This window comes from Hymenobacter defluvii (assembly GCF_017589435.1).
Classification (GTDB): Bacteria; Bacteroidota; Bacteroidia; order Cytophagales; family Hymenobacteraceae; genus Hymenobacter; species Hymenobacter profundi.
In genome coordinates this window covers 45,299-62,320 of sequence record NZ_JAGETX010000018.1, presented here as the reverse complement: position 1 = coordinate 62,320, position 17,022 = coordinate 45,299, and the positions used below count along the sequence as shown (strand labels likewise).

Sequence of the window (17,022 nt, the reverse complement as noted above, 5' to 3'; positions counted from 1 at the left end):
ATTACAGTAACATAAAACGTGTTACATATTGCAAATAATAGCGACATAGCAATCTATAATAAATAAGAAACGGCTAAAAAAGCGGTTTTCAGCTCTATTTAAGCTGTTTCACAAAAATATAAGTGTAAAATAACATTGATACATGCTGTACTGTATCGCTGTGAGTCTCAAGTAAGATTGATCAGTATTACATTGAAACGATAGTGAAAGCGCATTACTATTACACCTAATAGCAGCGTAGGCCTTCTGATGTACATTAGACTCTATCACTCTAAGTCTTAATACACCCTTAAGTCTGAAACGGATTTAAAAACAGTTTTTGAAATCAGACGGAGTAGAAGCTATCATAAAAAGTGTGTGTAATTGGAGTTGGCCCCTGATGGTTGGTTAGGTAGGTTTCAACAGACAATGCAGATCACACTACCTGTATCTGAGGTGAGAAAAAGGAGTGTCAGGATAGTGTATCTCATACTTGTTGGAGGAGATACCAGAATCTTTTGACCTTTTATTGAGGACCCCTACCCTACCTTCTTGTTGCAATGTCTAGTATGTCACCAGATAGATAATAAGTCTGGGAGCCCAGCAGCTACGAACTGGTGCGTAGACTATTTTGGTTAGGCATTTGTAGAAGCGCTTGCATCCACGAACTGTAAGACCCTTGGCCATTGCTGGTATTCCGCTTCACTTGTAGATGGATGCTCCAAAGCAATTTGTAAGTCAACGCACGTAGACCAACGCATTAGTTGATATCTGAGCGTTGCGTAGTTTAAAATGCAAACCGAAAGAGCTGTCGTAAGAATGAAAGTGATGGCACGTCGCGAACATCTGTACGCAAATCTAGACTTGCTTTCTTATCAACAGACATTTCAATTTACTCTATACAATACATCAACATGAAAAAAACACTTCTACTCGGCGTGCTGCTTCTACTGCTGGCCGGGGGCTATTGGTACTACCGCAGTATGTCGTCGGGTCCACAGTATTCTCTCTTGAAAGCAGCCGCCGCAGCGCAGGCACACGACGTAGCGGCATTCGAGCAGTATGTGGATATAGAAAGCGTGGCGAGTGGCATTGTAGACCAAGTAACTACTCAGAGCACTACGCTGAAGTTATTGAATCCTGGTGGCGCGGCCTTCATGGGAAGCCTGCGTCTGCTAAAGCCGCAGTTGGCCGCAGCAGCGCGCAAGGAAGTGCAGCGCTACGTAGAAACAGGCTCCGTGGAAGCAGCCGTAGCAGCACAACCAAAGCGCGCTGTTAATGTATCGATACTGGGACTGGCAGGGAAAGTGGTAAGTCCCGACAGCAAGTTCAAGGACGTGAAATATGTGAAGGAAGAAGACAATGGGCAGGCCTTGGTAGGCTTGGAGTTCACGCAGCCGAAGTACGATACCACACTGGTCTTAGAACTGAAAATGCTCAAGCGCGATGACCATTGGCAGGTGAAGCAAGTGACAAATACTGGTGAACTGATACGCCATGTAGCACGGCTAGAAAAACAGCGAATGCTAGGCAAATAGCCCTAGCTGTCGACGTCAATAGAAGCAGAAAGGCCCGGTTGCATGTGCAACCGGGCCTTTCTGCTTCTATTGACCTTGAAATTACTTCATATCAAGGGTAAGCCTGAACAATATCTAATTTAAATATCTGAATGTCAATAACTTAAAATAAATACTGTTGGATTTGCTGTATAAAGTAGGGGCCAATTTGCGGGATGAAGAATAATGTGAGCACTACCCCATACAAAGCACCGTAGAAATGAGCATCATGGTTGATATTATCGCCCGACCGACGGCCCATATAGTAAGAATAACCGAGGTAGAGAAAGCCGAAAATGAAACCGGGAATGCTGAATGGAATCGGAAAAATGTGGATGCCGCCAATTGGCTGAAACAGGATACCGGAGAAGATAACGGACGCTACCCCACCCGATGCGCCCAAGCTGCGGTAGTCAGGGTCGCGGCGGTGGCGGAAGTAGGTAGGGATATCGGAAACGATGATGCCACCCAAGTACAGCAGCAGATAGCGCCACAGACTACCTTCAAAGCCAAAAATCTGTTCGAAGCTGCCTTGCACTAATTGACCAAAGGAAAAGAAGGCAAACATGTTAAAGAGCAGGTGCATCCAGTCGGCATGCAGGAAGCCAGAGGTGAGGAAGCGGTAGTACTCCTGGCGCTTGGCAACCAGAAAGGGGCTCAGAATCCATTTATTCAAGAAGGTCGGGTTCGACCAAGCATAAACAGAAATGATGGCCGTGAGCACGACCAGAATCAGGGTGATGTCCATAGAAAAGAGTGAAATCAGGGGGTAGGAAGACGGCTAGCTTTCACGCTCCATCAGTTGGAGCGCCAGCTGCCGGAGTGGCTCTTTGCGCGATGCGGCTACTTCTACCTGCTCTAGGTGCGCCAACGCCGCCTCGAAGTATTCATTGATGAGCGCCTCGGTCTGGGAACGAATGTGTAGCTCGTCGTATACGGCTGTCACGGCTTGCACCTTGCCCTCAGCATCGACAACGGGCTGCCCAATATACTGCTGCAATACGGCCTGCTGCGCGGCAGTAGCTTGCGCTTGAGCTGTGAGTAGCAAGAAGGTTTTCTTGTCAGATACGATGTCGCCCCCTACCCGCTTGCCGAAGGTAGCGGCATCGCCGTACACGTCCAGCAGGTCGTCGCGGAGTTGAAAGGCAATGCCAATGGCCGTTCCGAACTGCCGCAATTGGTCGGCTTCGGTGGCGGATGCGCCGCCGAGCAGGGCACCCAGCTCCAGCGCAAAGCCGAGCAGGACGGCCGTTTTCAGCCGGATCATATCGAGGTACTGCGCAATGCTTACCTCAGAGTCAGTTTCAAAATTCATGTCCCACTGCTGCCCCTCGCACACTTCGGCGGCCGTTTGGCTGAAGCGGCGCAACACGGTAGGTAGGAGCGCAGCTGGCACATCGAAAAACAGTTCGTAGGCCCGCACCAGCATCACGTCGCCGCTCAGAATGGCTACGTTGGGGTTCCACTTTTCGTGCACGGTAGCCTGGCCCCGGCGCAGGGGCGCCTGGTCCATCAGGTCGTCGTGCAGGAGTGTGAAGTTGTGGAATACTTCAGTGGCCAGCGCAGGCTTCAGAACGGGCGCTAGGTCGTCGGTGAAAAGCTGGGCACCGAGCAGCGTGAGCAGCGGCCGGATACGCTTGCCACCCAGGGCCATTATGTAGCGAATTGGCTCGTACAGCGACGTGGGTTGGTCGCCGTAGGATAAGAGGGCCAGTTGGTCGTTGATCGTGCGTGTAAGAGCAGAAATATCCACAGAAGGTAGAGGATGGAATGAGGTAGGCAAGGTACAACGGAAAGATGGGTAGGGCGACAGCATGGGTAGAACGAAAGAACGTCATGCTGAGCGGAGCCGAAACATCTATACCGTGAGTAAATCAATTACTACCAGTAGAGATGCTTCGGCTCCGCTCAGCATGACGTTCTCTAAGATGATACCCTCTTACCGGCGGCGCTTACCGCTGCTTTTGCCAGAGCTTTCCTTGCCGCCGCCGTGGCGGCTGCCTCCGCGGTTGCCACGCTTCTCGTCTTTCTCGCGACGCTTCACGGCATCGGGCCGGCCGTCTACCAACTCGAAGTCGATGGTCCGGTCGAGCAGGTTAGCGGCTTTCACCACCACTTGCAGCGGGTCGCCGAACTGAATGACGCGCTTGGTTTTCTTTCCTACCAAGCGGTAGTTGTCTTTGTCCAGCTCGAAGTAGTCGCCGGGAATGTCGCTGACGCGAACCATACCTTCGCACTTGTTTTCCTGGATTTCGACGTACACGCCCCACTCCGTTAGGCCCGATACCACACCGGTGAACTCGGCCCCAATTTCGTCGGCCATGTACTCTACCTGCTTGTACTTGATGCTGGCGCGCTCGGCCGTGGCGGCACGCTTCTCGCGCTCCGAGGAGTGTTTGCACTCCTCTTCCACCGGCTCCGCGGGCACGTTCTTACCACCTTCGAGGTAGTGCTCCAGCAAGCGGTGCACCATCATATCGGGGTAGCGACGGATGGGCGAGGTGAAGTGCGTGTAGTGCTCAAAGGCCAGGCCGAAGTGCCCGATAGGCTCGGTGCTGTAAATAGCCTTCGACATGGTGCGAATGGCCAACGTCTGGATGACGTTTTGCTCGGGCTTGCCCACTACCTCCTCCGACAAATCGTTTAGCTCGGTGCTGAGCTTTTTGGGATTGGTGAGGTCTAGCGTGTGGCCGAACTTCTGAGCAAACAGCGCGAAGTTTTGCAGACGGTCGGGATCGGGCGCTTCGTGAATGCGGTACACCATCGTCATGCGCGGCTTGCGGGCTTTGATCTTGAACACGAACTCGGCCACCTTCCGATTGGCGAGCAGCATGAACTCCTCAATCATCTTGTGGGCGTCCTTGCGCTCCTTCACGTACACGCCCACCGGCTTGCCGTTCTCATCCAGCCGGAACTTCACCTCCTGCGTCTCGAAGCTAATAGCACCTTTCTTGAAGCGCTGTTCGTTGAGCTTTTTGGCGATGTCGTTGAGCAGATTCACCTCAGTAGCGTAGTCGCCTTCCTTGGTTTCGATGCGCTCCTGGGCCTCTTCGTAAGCGAAGCGGCGGTCGGAGTGGATGATGGTTTTGCCGTACCAGGAATCGTAGAGCTTACCCTTTTCGTCCAGCTCAAACACCGCCGAGAAGGTCAGCTTGTCTTCATTGGGACGTAGCGAACAAAGGCCATTCGAGAGGCGCTCGGGTAGCATCGGAATCACGCGGTCGACTAGGTACACGGAGGTAGCCCGGAATTCGGCTTCCTTTTCCAGAGCCGTATCGGGGCGCACGTAGTGGGTCACGTCGGCAATGTGCACGCCTACTTCCCAGTGTCCGTTTTCCAGTTGGCGCAACGACAAAGCGTCGTCGAAATCCTTGGCATCGGCGGGGTCGATGGTGAAGGTAGTCACGTCGCGGAAGTCGCGGCGGCGCTTAATTTCCTTGGCTGAAATCACGTCTGGAATAGCTTCCGACTCAGCTTCCACCTCGGCAGGAAATTCAAACGGCAACCCGAACTCCGCCATGATGGCGTTGATCTCGGCTTCGTTCTCGCCAGCCTGGCCGAAGCTTCGTACCACCTCGCCTACGGGCTGGCGGCCGGGGTCCTCGGGCCACTCGGTAATCTTCACGAGCACCTTCTCGCCGTCGCGGGCTTCGTGCAGACCATCGGTCGGCACAAACACATCGAAGTAGAGCTTGCGGTAGTCAGGCTTCACGAAACCGAAACCGGCGTTCTGCGTCATCAGGCGACCTACTACGGTATCCTTCTCACGCTTCAGTATTTCTACTACGTCGCCTACCGGGCGGCCGTCGCGCTGACCGCGTAGACGCACACGTACCGTGTCGCCATCCATCGCAAACATAAGGCGGTCGGTGAACACGCGCACGTCCTCTTCCGACTCCTCACTCACCACAAAGGCAAATTTTTGGGTAGCCAGATCTACACGGCCGGTGATGTACTCGCCGGGACGCTCGGTTTCGGCGGCGCGCTCGGGACGGCGCTTCTTCTGGTGGCGCACATCACCAGCGTGGTCAAAACCAGCCTCGCGGCGGCGGTGAATCACGGGGTCTTTGCCGAACTCGGCTTCTACTGGTCGGCCTTTAGAAACTGAATCGTTGTCATCCTCCTCGGGCCTCGATTGCTCGGAGGTAGGTTTAGACTCCTCGTCCTGGCGTTGCTTGGTAGCAGCGTACTTCGATTTCTTATTGCCTTTGGCAGACTCGGGGGCAGACTCGGTGGAAGCCTCTACTTCGGGTGCAGTAGCGGGTACCGGCTCGGCCGACTCGGTGCCGTATAAGCGGTACTCATCATTGCCGACGAGCTCCAGTTGCCCCGTTTCGCGCAGGGTGCGCAGGTGACCGAAGAGCACCTCGCGCTGTTCCTTGGTAGTTACGCCGAGGCGGCGCGCCAGCTGGCGGTAGGGAATGAGGGCTTCGTTGGAAGTGAAAAATTCGCGGGCTACCTGGTTGATGGTAACTGATGCGGTGGGGGCACTCGTTTCTTGCGGAGTGCGGGCAGCTTTCGCGCGTGGGGCGCGGGGAGCGGCGGAATCGTCTTTTCTTTTCATTAGAAAATAGGAGCCGCCAGTGGTTGTCTTTTTCGCAGGCGGCGGTGTAAAATGGGACCGGGCGCAGGGGCGCCGCAGTCAGAGTAAAAAGTAAATTGGGTGGCGCTACGAGAAGCAACCATGCTACAGCTGATCAGCCAGGGTAGGAATAATACGGAATATATCGGCAAACAACTATGTGGGGTTGTCAGAACCACGGATTCGCTCTAATTTATCGGATTAATCGGATTTCGTAGACGGACTACCTCTGTGTCATTCCGAACGTAGTGAAGGATCTGAGTGAGCCGAACAGGTAGGTCGGCTTGTTCACAAAATCCGCGTAATCCGATAAATTAGAGCGAATCCGTAGTTCTGACAACTATACCTCGCGGCGGGCCACGGCAGCCCGGATGTCAGCGGGCTCGTCTTTGGGGATGGCTGCCAGCAGCGTGCGGGTGTAGTCGTTTTGCGGGTTGGCGTAGACTTCGGCCGCGGGGCCGCTTTCTACAATCTTCCCTTTGCTCATCACCAAGAGCCGGTCGCTCATGAAGCGGGCTACCGACAGGTCGTGGGTGATGAACAGGTAGGTAATGCCGAACTCGCGCTTGAGGTCGTTGAGTAAGTTGAGCACCTGGGCCTGCACCGATACGTCGAGAGCCGAAACGGATTCGTCGCAGATGATACACTTGGGTTGTAGCGCCAAAGCCCGCGCAATACAAATGCGCTGGCGCTGGCCGCCGCTGAACTCGTGGGGGTAGCGTAGGAAGTGGTCTTCGCGCAGCCCTACCGTGCGCAGCAGTTCCAGCACGCGTCCCTTCTGCTCGGCTTTGGTACCGCCTACCCCGTGTACCCGCATGGGTTCTAGGATGGCTTCGCCCACCGTCATGGTAGGGTTGAGCGCGGCATAAGGATCCTGAAACACCATCTGAAACTCGCGGCGGCGGCGGCGCAGCTCCCCGGTTGGGAGCGTAGCCAGATCCACTCCATCGAACAGAATACTGCCGCTGGTTGGTTCCACCAGACGCAACAGGGTTCTACCCAGCGTAGTCTTGCCACACCCCGATTCCCCTACTAGCCCTACCGTCTCGCCGGGATAAATATCAAAGCTGACATCATCCACCGCCCGCACAAATTCTGTGGTGCGTCGGAAAAAGCCTTTACGAATGGGAAAGTACACTTTCAGATTTTCGACCTGAAGAAGCGGGCCTTGGGTTGAGAGTGTGTCGGGGTTTGATGCTACTAGTGCCTGTTGCTCCAGAGCCGCCTCCGGTTTTTCCGACGTATCAATAGCCTTTGCTACGGTAGTAGCCGTTGCTTCAGGCACCAATTGCCCCGATTCCAGAGGTGCTGTTTCCAGATTCCCTATATCATTGGTGGAACGTGGAACGCTGTTATGTTCCACGGGGAACGTTTTGGTAAATTCAGTTTCGCTCTGAGGTAATACAGCGGTTTCGGTAGCAGGTAGTTGCGTATCGTCAGGTGAAGCAGAAAATAGGCTTCCGTCGGCGGTTTCCTGCATGAAATCGGCTACTACAGGAAGTTTTTTGCGCCCAATAGAAAGTTTTGGACGGCACGCCAGCAAGCCGCGGGTATAGGGGTGTTGCGGGTTAGTGAAAATATCGAGCACCCTACCCTGCTCCACTACCCTACCCCGGTACATCACCATGATGCGGTCGGCAATTTCGGCCACTACGCCCAAATCGTGCGTGATGAACAGGACGGCGGTGTTATGCTGCCGACGCAGGTCATCGATGAGTTGGAGCATGCGGGCCTGCACCGTCACGTCGAGGGCGGTGGTGGGCTCATCGGCAATGAGGATGGCGGGGTTGCAGGCCATGGCCATGGCAATCATCACGCGCTGCTTCTGGCCGCCGCTGATTTCGTGGGGGTAGCTACTGAATATTTTCTCCGGGCGCGGGAGCTGCGCCATCGTGAACAGCTCCACGGTGCGGGCCGCAGCTTCCTTCTCGGTGAGGGTGGTGTGCAGCCGCAGAGCCTCTACCACCTGGCTGCCGCAGGTATACACCGGGTTCAGGGACGTCATCGGCTCCTGAAAAATCATGGAAATGTCGTTGCCGCGGACTTGCTGTAGCTGCTTATCGCTGAGCCGGAGCAGGTCTACCTCACCCAAAGCCGGCGACTGAAATATGGCCGTGCCGCTGCTGATTTTGCCGGGCGGCAGCGGAATCAGCCCCATCAGTGCCAGCGACGTTACGGACTTGCCCGACCCCGATTCGCCTACAATGGCCAGCGTTTCACCCCGGTGCAGATCGAACGAGATATCTGCCACGGCCCGCGTATCGCCCCGGTGCGAGTGGAAATCGATGGTCAGATTGCGAACGGAAAGCAAAGGCTCAGACACAGAACAGCGGGTAAAAGAATAGAAGGGACGCAAGTAAAGATAAAGAGCCGCGCCGTAGCAAGAAGTACGCCCTTTGCGTATGTGAGGTAAATTGTCATGCTGAGCGCAGCGGAGCGGAGTCGAAGCATCTCGCTCGCCTCGTTGCGTTAGTTACCCAATGTTAGCAGCGAGATGCTTCGACTCCGCTGCGCTCAGCTGACGTCTCCCTTTGACTGAAATCAACACCCAACCACTATTCCCCTACCCTATGCAACATCGCACCCTTGGCAAAACCGGCTTCTCCATCTCCGAAATTAGCCTAGGCACCTGGCAGGTAGGCGGCCGCTGGGGCGAGCCGTTCAGCCACGAAAACGCCGATGCCATTCTAAATGCCGCTGTAGATGGCGGTATCAACTTCATTGACACGGCTGACGTGTACGGCGACGGTGAGAGCGAAAAAGCGGTAGGTCGCCTCGTGCGCAACCGCCAGGAACGCATTTACGTGGCTACCAAGTGCGGCCGACAATTGCAGCCGCACACCAACGAGGCGTATCAAACCAAAGCCCTGCGGCAGTTTGTGGAAAACAGCCTGCGCAACATGCAATTGGAAGCGCTGGATCTCATTCAGCTCCATTGCCCACCAACCGACGTGTACTACCGTCCCGAGATTTTTGAGTTGTTTGATCGACTCAAGGAAGAAGGCAAGATTCTGAACATGGGCGTGAGCGTAGAGCGCGTGGAAGAAGGCTTGAAAGCGCTTAGCTTCCCAAATGTGACCACCATTCAGCTCATCTTCAATATGTTCCGGCAGCGCCCCACGGAGCTATTGTTTACCGAAGCCAAGCGCCACGATGTGGGCTTGATTGTGCGCGTGCCGCTGGCCAGCGGCTTGCTCACGGGCAAATTCACGCCTCAAACCACCTTCGCACCCGACGACCACCGCCAGTTCAACCGCCACGGCGAGGCGTTCGACAAAGGCGAAACCTTCTCTGGTGTGGACTACGAAACGGGCCTCGCTGCTGTGGAGGAGCTAAAAAAGCTATTTCCTGATCAACCCAACCTCGCTCCTATCGCGCTTCGCTGGGTGCTCATGTTTGACGAAGTAAGCTGTGTGATTCCCGGTGCTTCCAAGTCAGAACAGCTCACGTCTAATCTACAAGCCGCTGACCTACCAGCCCTTACAGATGATCAGATGCAGGCCGTACGCGCCGTATACGACCAGAAAATTCGCCCGCAAGTGCATCAAGTGTGGTAAAATCAATCGCACAGTAGACCGTCATTCCAAGCTGGTCGAGGAATCTCGCGCGCTGACAAAAGATAGTATCCTACCTCAGCACGCGAGATTTCTCGACCAGCTTGAAATGACGGTCTTTTTACGCTTTGTTTGTCAAACAAGCTCTTTTAAAGCAACAACGCCCGCGGTAGATGCTACCGCGGGCGTTGTTGTATAAGGCAAAATTTAGCGTTTAAACCACCTCCGAGGCTTCGGCTGGGTCACGGTGGATGGGTTGCACTGGATGCGCTTCGGGCGTGTGCTCAGCGAAAAAACGGCCCTGAAAAATCAGAATCAACACCACACCAACGAAGATGGCAGAATCGGCAATGTTGAAAATGGGCCACAGCGAGAGGTGCATGCCGCCCACCAGGGGCCACGACTCGGGCAGGAAACCCTCGTAGATGTCCACGTAAATCATGTCGATTACCTGGCCGTGCAGCCAGGGGGTAGGCGCGTTGAAAGGTGCATTATCATACACCACGCCGTAGAAAATCGAGTCAACCAGGTTGCCGATGGCGCCGCCTAGAATAAGGCCACCACAGGCCAACAGGCCGGATGCCGCACCGAGACGCCAGTACTTCTTAATCAGGTAGATAATGAAGCCTACGGCCACAATACGGAAGCTAGTGAGCAGCACCTTACCGTAGGGCGGTGGCAGCTCTACCCCGAAGGCCATACCCGGATTCAGCGTGTAGTGTAGCTTCAGCCAGTCGCCTATGAGTGGGATTTCGCCGGGCATACCGGGTTGCATGTAGGTGTGCACGGCCCACTTTGAGAGCTGATCGACGAGGATGACCAGCAGGGCCACCAGGTAGTATTTCCAATACTTCATAGAGTACAAAGAGACGCTGAATTTTTGACTTTGCTGCACGGCTGTCCTACCGTAGCTTCCGGGTAACAGTATATAAATTTCGGGCCGTTTGTGCCTTCTTGAACCAGAACCGGGAGGATTTGGACGGTTACATACGCCCTACCCCACCATTTGGACGCCGTTGTGCCTACCGACTTTTTTGTAGGAGCCGGTAGGCACTTCAGCTTTAGAAGCTGTTTGCGTTGCTAAGCGCACAGTGTAGAGACGCATATTTGCGTCTCGTCGTCTGCGCCCCGTGGCCAATGTCGTTCAACGACGAGACGCAAATATGCGTCTCTACACCGTTCAGATGGTCCAGAAGGCCCATTTTAGCCGTTTGCGACTTCCAGCCGCACGGGCACCGAATAATCGTCAAATTCCAGCACCGAGCCACCGTTTACATCGGCCGCAAAGTCCAGAGCCACGGCCTGCACTTCGGTGCGGATGTAGTCGCCAAACGACTGCACGGCGGCCGTCAGATCGGGCTGGTCGGCGCCGAGCGTCACCCGGATTTTATCCTGCACCTCCAGGCCCGAGTCTTTGCGCAGGTTTTGCAGGCGGTTCACTAGCTCGCGGGCCACGCCTTCTTGGCGCAGCTCATCGGTTAGGGTCACGTCGAGGGCCACAGTCAGCGGTCCGTCGGTGGCTACCAGCCAGCCGGGCAGGTCCTGGGTGCGGATTTCCACATCGTCGGGCGTGAGGGTATAGGCTTCGCCGTCAATTTCTACGGGTAGGGAACCGGTCTTTTCTAACTGGCTGATTTCCTCGGCCGTCATCTGCTGAATGCGGGCGCCTACTACCTTCAGCTTCGGGCCATATTGCTGACCTAGGCGCTTGAAATTAGGCTTCACCGACTTCACCAGCACGCCGCTCGTGTCGTCCAAGAACTCCACGTGCTTCACGTTCACCTCGGCGCAAATCAGGTCTTCTACCTTGCCTACCTGCTCGCGCGTTGTTTCGTTGAGCACCGGCACCAAGATGCGCTGCAAGGGCTGGCGCACTTTTAGTACCGACTTCTTCCGCATGGAGTGCGTGAGCGACGAAATGCGCTGAGCCAGCTCCATGCGTTCCTCTAAAGCCGTGTCAATCAGCTCCGTTTGAGCGGCTTGCAGCAGCGTCAGGTGCACCGATTCGGGCTTCCCCCCTACCTGCGCATTGGTCAGGTTTTGGAAGAGCCACTCGGCGAAGAACGGCGCGATGGGGGCCATTAACTGCCCCACGGCGTAGAGGCATTCGTAGAGCGTATCGAAGGCGGCACGCTTGTCGGCGGTCAGTTCGCCTTTCCAGAAGCGGCGGCGCGAGAGACGCACGTACCAGTTCGAGAGCTGATCGGTCACGAAATCCTGCACAGCGCGGGCGGCTTTCGTGGGGTCGTAGCTGTCGTAGTGGCCGCCTACCTCCCGCACCAAAGATTGCAGCTTGCTCAGTACCCAGCGGTCCAGCTCGGTACGCTCGGCAGTGGGCACGGCCTGCTCAGCAGAGTAGGTATACTGGTCGAGGTTGGCGTAGAGCGAGAAGAACGAGTAGGTGTTGAACAGCGTGCCGAAGAAGCGGCGCTGCACCTCCGTCACGCCGGCCGGGTCAAACTTGAGGTTGTCCCACGGTGGCGCGTTCACGATCATGTACCAGCGGGTGGCATCCGGTCCAAACTGGCCTATGGTCGCAAACGGGTCCACGGCGTTGCCGAGGCGCTTGCTCATCTTGTTGCCGTTCTTGTCCAGCACCAAGCCATTGGCCATCACGTTCTTGTAAGCCACAGAGTCTTCCAGCATCACGGCCAGCGCGTGCAGGGTGAAGAACCAGCCGCGGGTCTGGTCCACGCCTTCGGCAATGAAATCGGCGGGGAAATTCTTCTGGAATTTCTCCTGGTTTTCGAAAGGGTAGTGCCACTGTGCGTAGGGCATAGCGCCCGAGTCAAACCACACGTCAATGAGGTCCGTCTCGCGGTACATGGGTAGCCCGCTGGGCGAAACCAGGAAGATATCGTCCACGTATGGCCTGTGCAGGTCGATTTTCTCTGCGTCTTGCAACGGGTTGTGCGTCATCACTTCAGCCGCTACGGCCTTGTCAATTTCGGCGCTTAGCTGGGCAATGCTGCCGATGCAGATTTCCTCCGTGCCGTCCTGGGTGCGCCAGATGGGTAGGGGCGTGCCCCAGTAGCGCGAGCGGCTCAGGTTCCAGTCCACCAGGTTTTCCAGCCAGTTGCCGAAGCGGCCGGTGCCGGTGCTTTCAGGCTTCCAGTTGATGGTTTTGTTTAGCTCGATGAGGCGGTCCTTCACGGCCGTGGTCTTGATAAACCACGAATCCAGGGGGTAGTAAAGTACCGGCTTGTCGGTGCGCCAGCAGTGCGGGTAGGTGTGCTCGTACTTCTCTACTTTGAACGCCCGGCCGCGCTCCTTCAACCGTACGCTGATGTCTACGTCCAGCGTGCGGTAGTCGGCGGCTGATTCATCGTGACCGTCGTAGTTTTTCACCCAACGGCCACCGAATTCGCCCATTTGCTGCACGTAGCGGCCGGTGCGGTCTACAATGGGACCGAGCTTGCCCTGGTCGTCGGCTACCAGCAGGGCCGGCACGTCGTTCTGCTGGGCTACTTTAAAGTCATCCGCGCCGAAGGTGGGCGAGATGTGCACGATGCCGGTACCGTCCTCCGTTGTCACGAAGTCGCCGGGAATCACGCGGAAGGCTTTTTCCTCGCTTTCGAAGGCCGGGAAACCAGCTTCGTGGCCAAACAGACGCTCGTAGTGAATGCCTACCAGCTCAGCACCGCTGAACTCGCCTACCTGACGCCACCGCAGCACTTTGTCACCGGCTTTGTAGTCTTCCAGCGACGCCTGCGCGCCTTTTTCCGTGAAGTAGCGGTTCACCAATACCTTAGCCAACACCACTAACTGCGGCTCAAACGTATAGGGGTTGAAAGTGCGCACTACCGCGTAGCGGATGTTCTTACCCACCGCCAAACCCGTGTTGGCTGGCAGCGTCCACGGCGTGGTCGTCCAAGCCATGATGAACACCGGCAGGCCATCAGCCAACGCAAATAGCTTCTCCGATTGCTCATCGCGCTTTACCTCAAACTCGGCCACAATGGTCGTGTCCTTCACGTCGCGGTAGGTGCCGGGCTGGTTCAGCTCGTGCGACGACAAGCCGGTACCAGCCGCCGGGGAGTAGGGCTGAATGGTGTAGCCTTTGTAGAGCAAGCCCTTGTCGTAGAGCTTCTTGAGCAGGGCCCAGCAGCTCTCGATGTACTCCGGCTCGAAGGTGATGTAGGGGTCGTTGAGGTCCACCCAGTAGCCCATCTTCTCCGTCAGGTCGTCCCACTGGGCTTTAAAGCGCATCACGGTTTCGCGGCAGCGCTGGTTGTAGTCCTCAATGCTGATTTTCTTCCCAATATCCTCCTTCGTGATGCCCAGCTCCTTTTCTACCTGTAGCTCAATGGGTAGGCCGTGGGTATCCCAGCCGCCTTTGCGCGGCACCTGCTTGCCTAACATGGTGTGGTAGCGGCAGAAAATATCCTTCACGGTGCGCGCCATCACGTGGTGAATGCCGGGGGCACCGTTAGCCGACGGTGGGCCTTCGTAGAACACGTAGGTGGGCTGCCCTTCGCGGCTGCTCACGCTCTTTTCGAAGATGCCGTTCTGCTTCCACCAGGCCAGGATATCGGTACCGACCTGAGCGTAGTTGAGCGGCTGTTTAAATTCGGGGTAGTTCATATATGCGTTGTGGGGAGCGTATGCAAAACTGTCATCCTGAGCTTGCGAAGGACCTTCTCACGATAGATTGTAACTATCTGACGTGTGGTCGTTCTAGCGTGAGAAGGTCCTTCGCAGGCTCAGGATGACAACTACTTTTAAGGGGTTAACTGTTCAACCGTTTCACCTGCATCTTATCCAGGTTCAATTCCACGTCGTCGTCTTCCTCGTGGTATTGGTCGTCGTAGTGGCGTAGGCCAGAGCGGTCAATTTCCTCGTCTACCCCGTGCTCGAAAGTAACCAGCAGGGAGGGTAGCAAAATCAGGTTGGAGAAGTTGGTAATTAGAAGACTAGCCGACATTAGTAGGCCCAGGGCCTTGGTGCCGCCAAACTCGCTGAAGGCAAACACCGCAAAGCCCAGAAACAGCGTAATGCTGGTGTAAATCATGCTAGTACCAGCCTCGCGCAGGGTAGTGCTGATAGCAGCGCGCACGTGGCGGCCGTTGGAAGCCAGTTCCTGCCGGAACTTGGCCAGCAGGTGAATGGAATTATCGCCATCAATGCCCAGCGCAATGCTGAAAATGAGGGCCGTGCTGGGTTTCAAGGGAATGCCAAACAGGCCCATCAGCCCACCCGTGAGCACCAGCGTAACGAGGTTAGGTAGGAGCGTGAAGAACACCGCTCGCACCGAACGAAACAGTAGCAACACCACCAGTCCTACCAGCCCAAAGGCCCACGCCAGGCTTTCTTTGAGGGTATTGATGAGGTATTCGTTGCCCTTGGTGAAGATGATGGTAGTGCCCGTCATTCTCACATCCATGCCCGTACCATTGAAGATTTCCCGGATCTGGGGCTGAATCTTATTGGCAAGCAGCGTATCGAGGTTGCGGGAGCCGATGTCGGCCACCTTCAGCGAAATGCGCGCCTGCTGGCTCGAATCGTCCACGAAAGAGCGCAGCAACTTGCTGTTCATGGGGCCGCCGTTTCCCTGCGAGCGGGCCAGATAGCTCAGAATAAAGTTCTTTTCCGAGTTGTCGGGGAGGCGGTAGTAGTCGGGCTCGCCGTTGTAGAACGTTTGGGTAGCAGCCTTCAGGAAGGTGACGATGCTGACGGGGGCCGTTAGCTCGGGCTGGGTGCGCAGGAAGTTCTCCAGCCGGTCGATGCGCTCCAGGTTTTTCAGCTTCAGAATGCCCTTTTTCTTGCCCGTATCCACCACAATTTCCAGGGGCATGATGCCATTGAAGTGCTGCTCGAAGAAGCTCAGATCGGCATTCACCGACGAATCTTTGGGCAGGTCGTCTACCATGTAGGAAATGGCCTTCACACGCGTAATGCTCAGCGCCGACAGCCCTACCAGCGCCAGGGCCAGAATGTATACCGTGCCGCGCCGCTCCAGTACCAGGTGCTCAAAGAACTCCAGCAGCTTGGTCAGCGGCTTGGCGTCTAGGTGCTCCAGCTGCTTGGGGGTAGGCGGCGGCAGGTAGGTGAAGATGGCCGGAATCATGATAAACGAGATGACGAAGGCGGCGAAAATGTTGATGGTCGCCACCAGCCCGAACTCGTAGAGAATGGCAATGTTGGTGAAGCAAAACACGAAAAAGCCGATGGCCGTGGTCGTGTTGTTCATGAGCGTTACGAGCCCAATTTTGCGCACTACGCGCGTCATAGCAAGCACCTGGTTGCCGGATTTGCGGTAGTCGTAGTGGTAGCGCGAGAGCAGGTAGGTGCAGTTGGGGATGCCAATTACGATGAGAATGCTCGGAATCAGGCCCGTGAGCAGGCTGATTTTGAAGCCCAGCAACACCATCGAGCCAATGCACCACACCACCACAATCAGCACAATAAGCAGCGGAAACACCACGGCCGCCCACGAGCGGAAGAACATCAGCAGGGTAGCGCCCATGATGAGCACCGTCAGCAGCACGAAAAACTTCATCTCGCCGGCTACCTTGCTCGTCATGGTAGACCGCACGTAGGGTAGGCCGGCGTAGTGCAGCCGAATGCCGGTTTTCTTGCTGAAACGTTCGGCGTGGCCCAGAATCTTATCCATCACAGCCTGGCGGCGGCTGGAGTTCAGGTACTTCGGGTCCATCGTCAGGGCCAGCAGGGTAGCCCCGGTGCGCGGCGAAATCAGCTGGCCTTTGTAGAATTCCTGCTGGTTCACGATCTGCATCAGCGAGTCTAGCTGGGCCTGCGTCTGCGGAAACGTGCGGAAGATGGGCACCGCCTGGAACTGCCGGTTGGCCGTATCCTTATCCAGCCGAATGAGCTTGGTGATGCTCAGCACACCACTCACGCCCTGCACTTTACCTAGGGTATCGGTGAGGGTGCGCAACTCGTTGAAGTTGCCGAGCCGGTAGATACTGCTATCCTGCAAGCCCAGCACCAGCACGTTGCCATCTTCCCCAAACTGCTTTTTGAAGCGTTGGAAATACACCATGTCCGGGTCATCGGGCCGGACCACCTGGGCAAAGTCGTAGGTCATTTCTACGTCTTTGGCTTTCCAGGCCATAAACACCGTAATAGCCGCCAGCAGCAGAAGTAGCAGCCGCCGGTTCTTGATGATGAATAAGGCGAGTTTACTCCACATAGGCTGCTAAAATGGAGCAAAGGTACGCAAAGCGGGGCAGCTAGTCTACGGCGTCGAAAAATGCACTAAAGCAACGGCAATGGCGTTTATAAAAAAAATGTAGGTACATACATAAAATTATATTTTAAATATAGCGACCTTTACCATTACGCTATACAGGTATAATACAATATAGTATCGCATTTTTGCTGTATAAAC

Annotated in this window: 9 protein-coding genes; 2 read left to right on the top strand and 7 right to left on the bottom strand. The window is 55.6% G+C overall.

The window, feature by feature from the left end; translation table 11 throughout:
- Positions 1–893: 893 nt before the first annotated feature.
- On the top strand, positions 894–1,517 hold the full coding sequence (locus J4D97_RS19555) for a hypothetical protein (protein ID WP_208309036.1): 624 nt from the start codon (positions 894–896) through the stop codon (positions 1,515–1,517).
- A 142-nt stretch (positions 1,518–1,659) separates the two neighbouring features.
- Here the strand turns inward: J4D97_RS19555 and J4D97_RS19550 are convergent, their stop codons facing one another.
- The 4 genes from J4D97_RS19550 to J4D97_RS19535 all read right to left on the bottom strand — a co-directional run bounded on the left by J4D97_RS19550 (position 1,660) and on the right by J4D97_RS19535 (position 8,440).
- Complete coding sequence (locus J4D97_RS19550; protein ID WP_208309035.1) at positions 1,660–2,283, bottom strand: rhomboid family intramembrane serine protease; 624 nt, start codon at positions 2,281–2,283, stop codon at positions 1,660–1,662.
- 33 nt (positions 2,284–2,316) lie between these two features.
- Positions 2,317–3,288: a polyprenyl synthetase family protein gene (locus J4D97_RS19545; protein ID WP_347879373.1), complete on the bottom strand. Its 972-nt coding sequence runs from the start codon at positions 3,286–3,288 to the stop codon at positions 2,317–2,319.
- Positions 3,289–3,474: 186 nt separating this feature from the next.
- Positions 3,475–6,099 (bottom strand): ribonuclease R, encoded by a 2,625-nt coding sequence (gene rnr / locus J4D97_RS19540; RefSeq protein ID WP_208309033.1) that lies wholly within the window; start codon positions 6,097–6,099, stop codon positions 3,475–3,477.
- Positions 6,100–6,457: 358 nt separating this feature from the next.
- On the bottom strand, positions 6,458–8,440 hold the full coding sequence (locus J4D97_RS19535) for an ABC transporter ATP-binding protein (protein ID WP_208309032.1): 1,983 nt from the start codon (positions 8,438–8,440) through the stop codon (positions 6,458–6,460).
- A gap of 247 nt (positions 8,441–8,687) precedes the next feature.
- Here J4D97_RS19535 and J4D97_RS19530 point away from each other — a divergent pair, with 247 nt between their 5' ends.
- Entirely contained in the window at positions 8,688–9,674 is a 987-nt protein-coding gene (locus J4D97_RS19530; RefSeq protein ID WP_208309031.1) for an aldo/keto reductase, read from the top strand.
- Between the two features lie 211 nt (positions 9,675–9,885).
- Here the strand turns inward: J4D97_RS19530 and J4D97_RS19525 are convergent, their stop codons facing one another.
- From J4D97_RS19525 to J4D97_RS19515, 3 genes are all read right to left on the bottom strand, one after another.
- Positions 9,886–10,527 carry a lipoprotein signal peptidase gene (locus tag J4D97_RS19525; RefSeq protein WP_208309030.1) on the bottom strand — a complete coding sequence of 214 codons (642 nt, stop codon included), beginning with the start codon at positions 10,525–10,527 and terminating at the stop codon, positions 9,886–9,888.
- Between the two features lie 347 nt (positions 10,528–10,874).
- The gene (gene ileS / locus J4D97_RS19520; RefSeq protein ID WP_208309029.1) at positions 10,875–14,255 is read right to left on the bottom strand and encodes an isoleucine--tRNA ligase; all 3,381 of its coding nucleotides are present in this window, start codon (positions 14,253–14,255) and stop codon (positions 10,875–10,877) included.
- A 145-nt stretch (positions 14,256–14,400) separates the two neighbouring features.
- Entirely contained in the window at positions 14,401–16,824 is a 2,424-nt protein-coding gene (locus tag J4D97_RS19515) for an efflux RND transporter permease subunit (protein ID WP_208309028.1), read from the bottom strand.
- Positions 16,825–17,022: the final 198 nt, after the last annotated feature.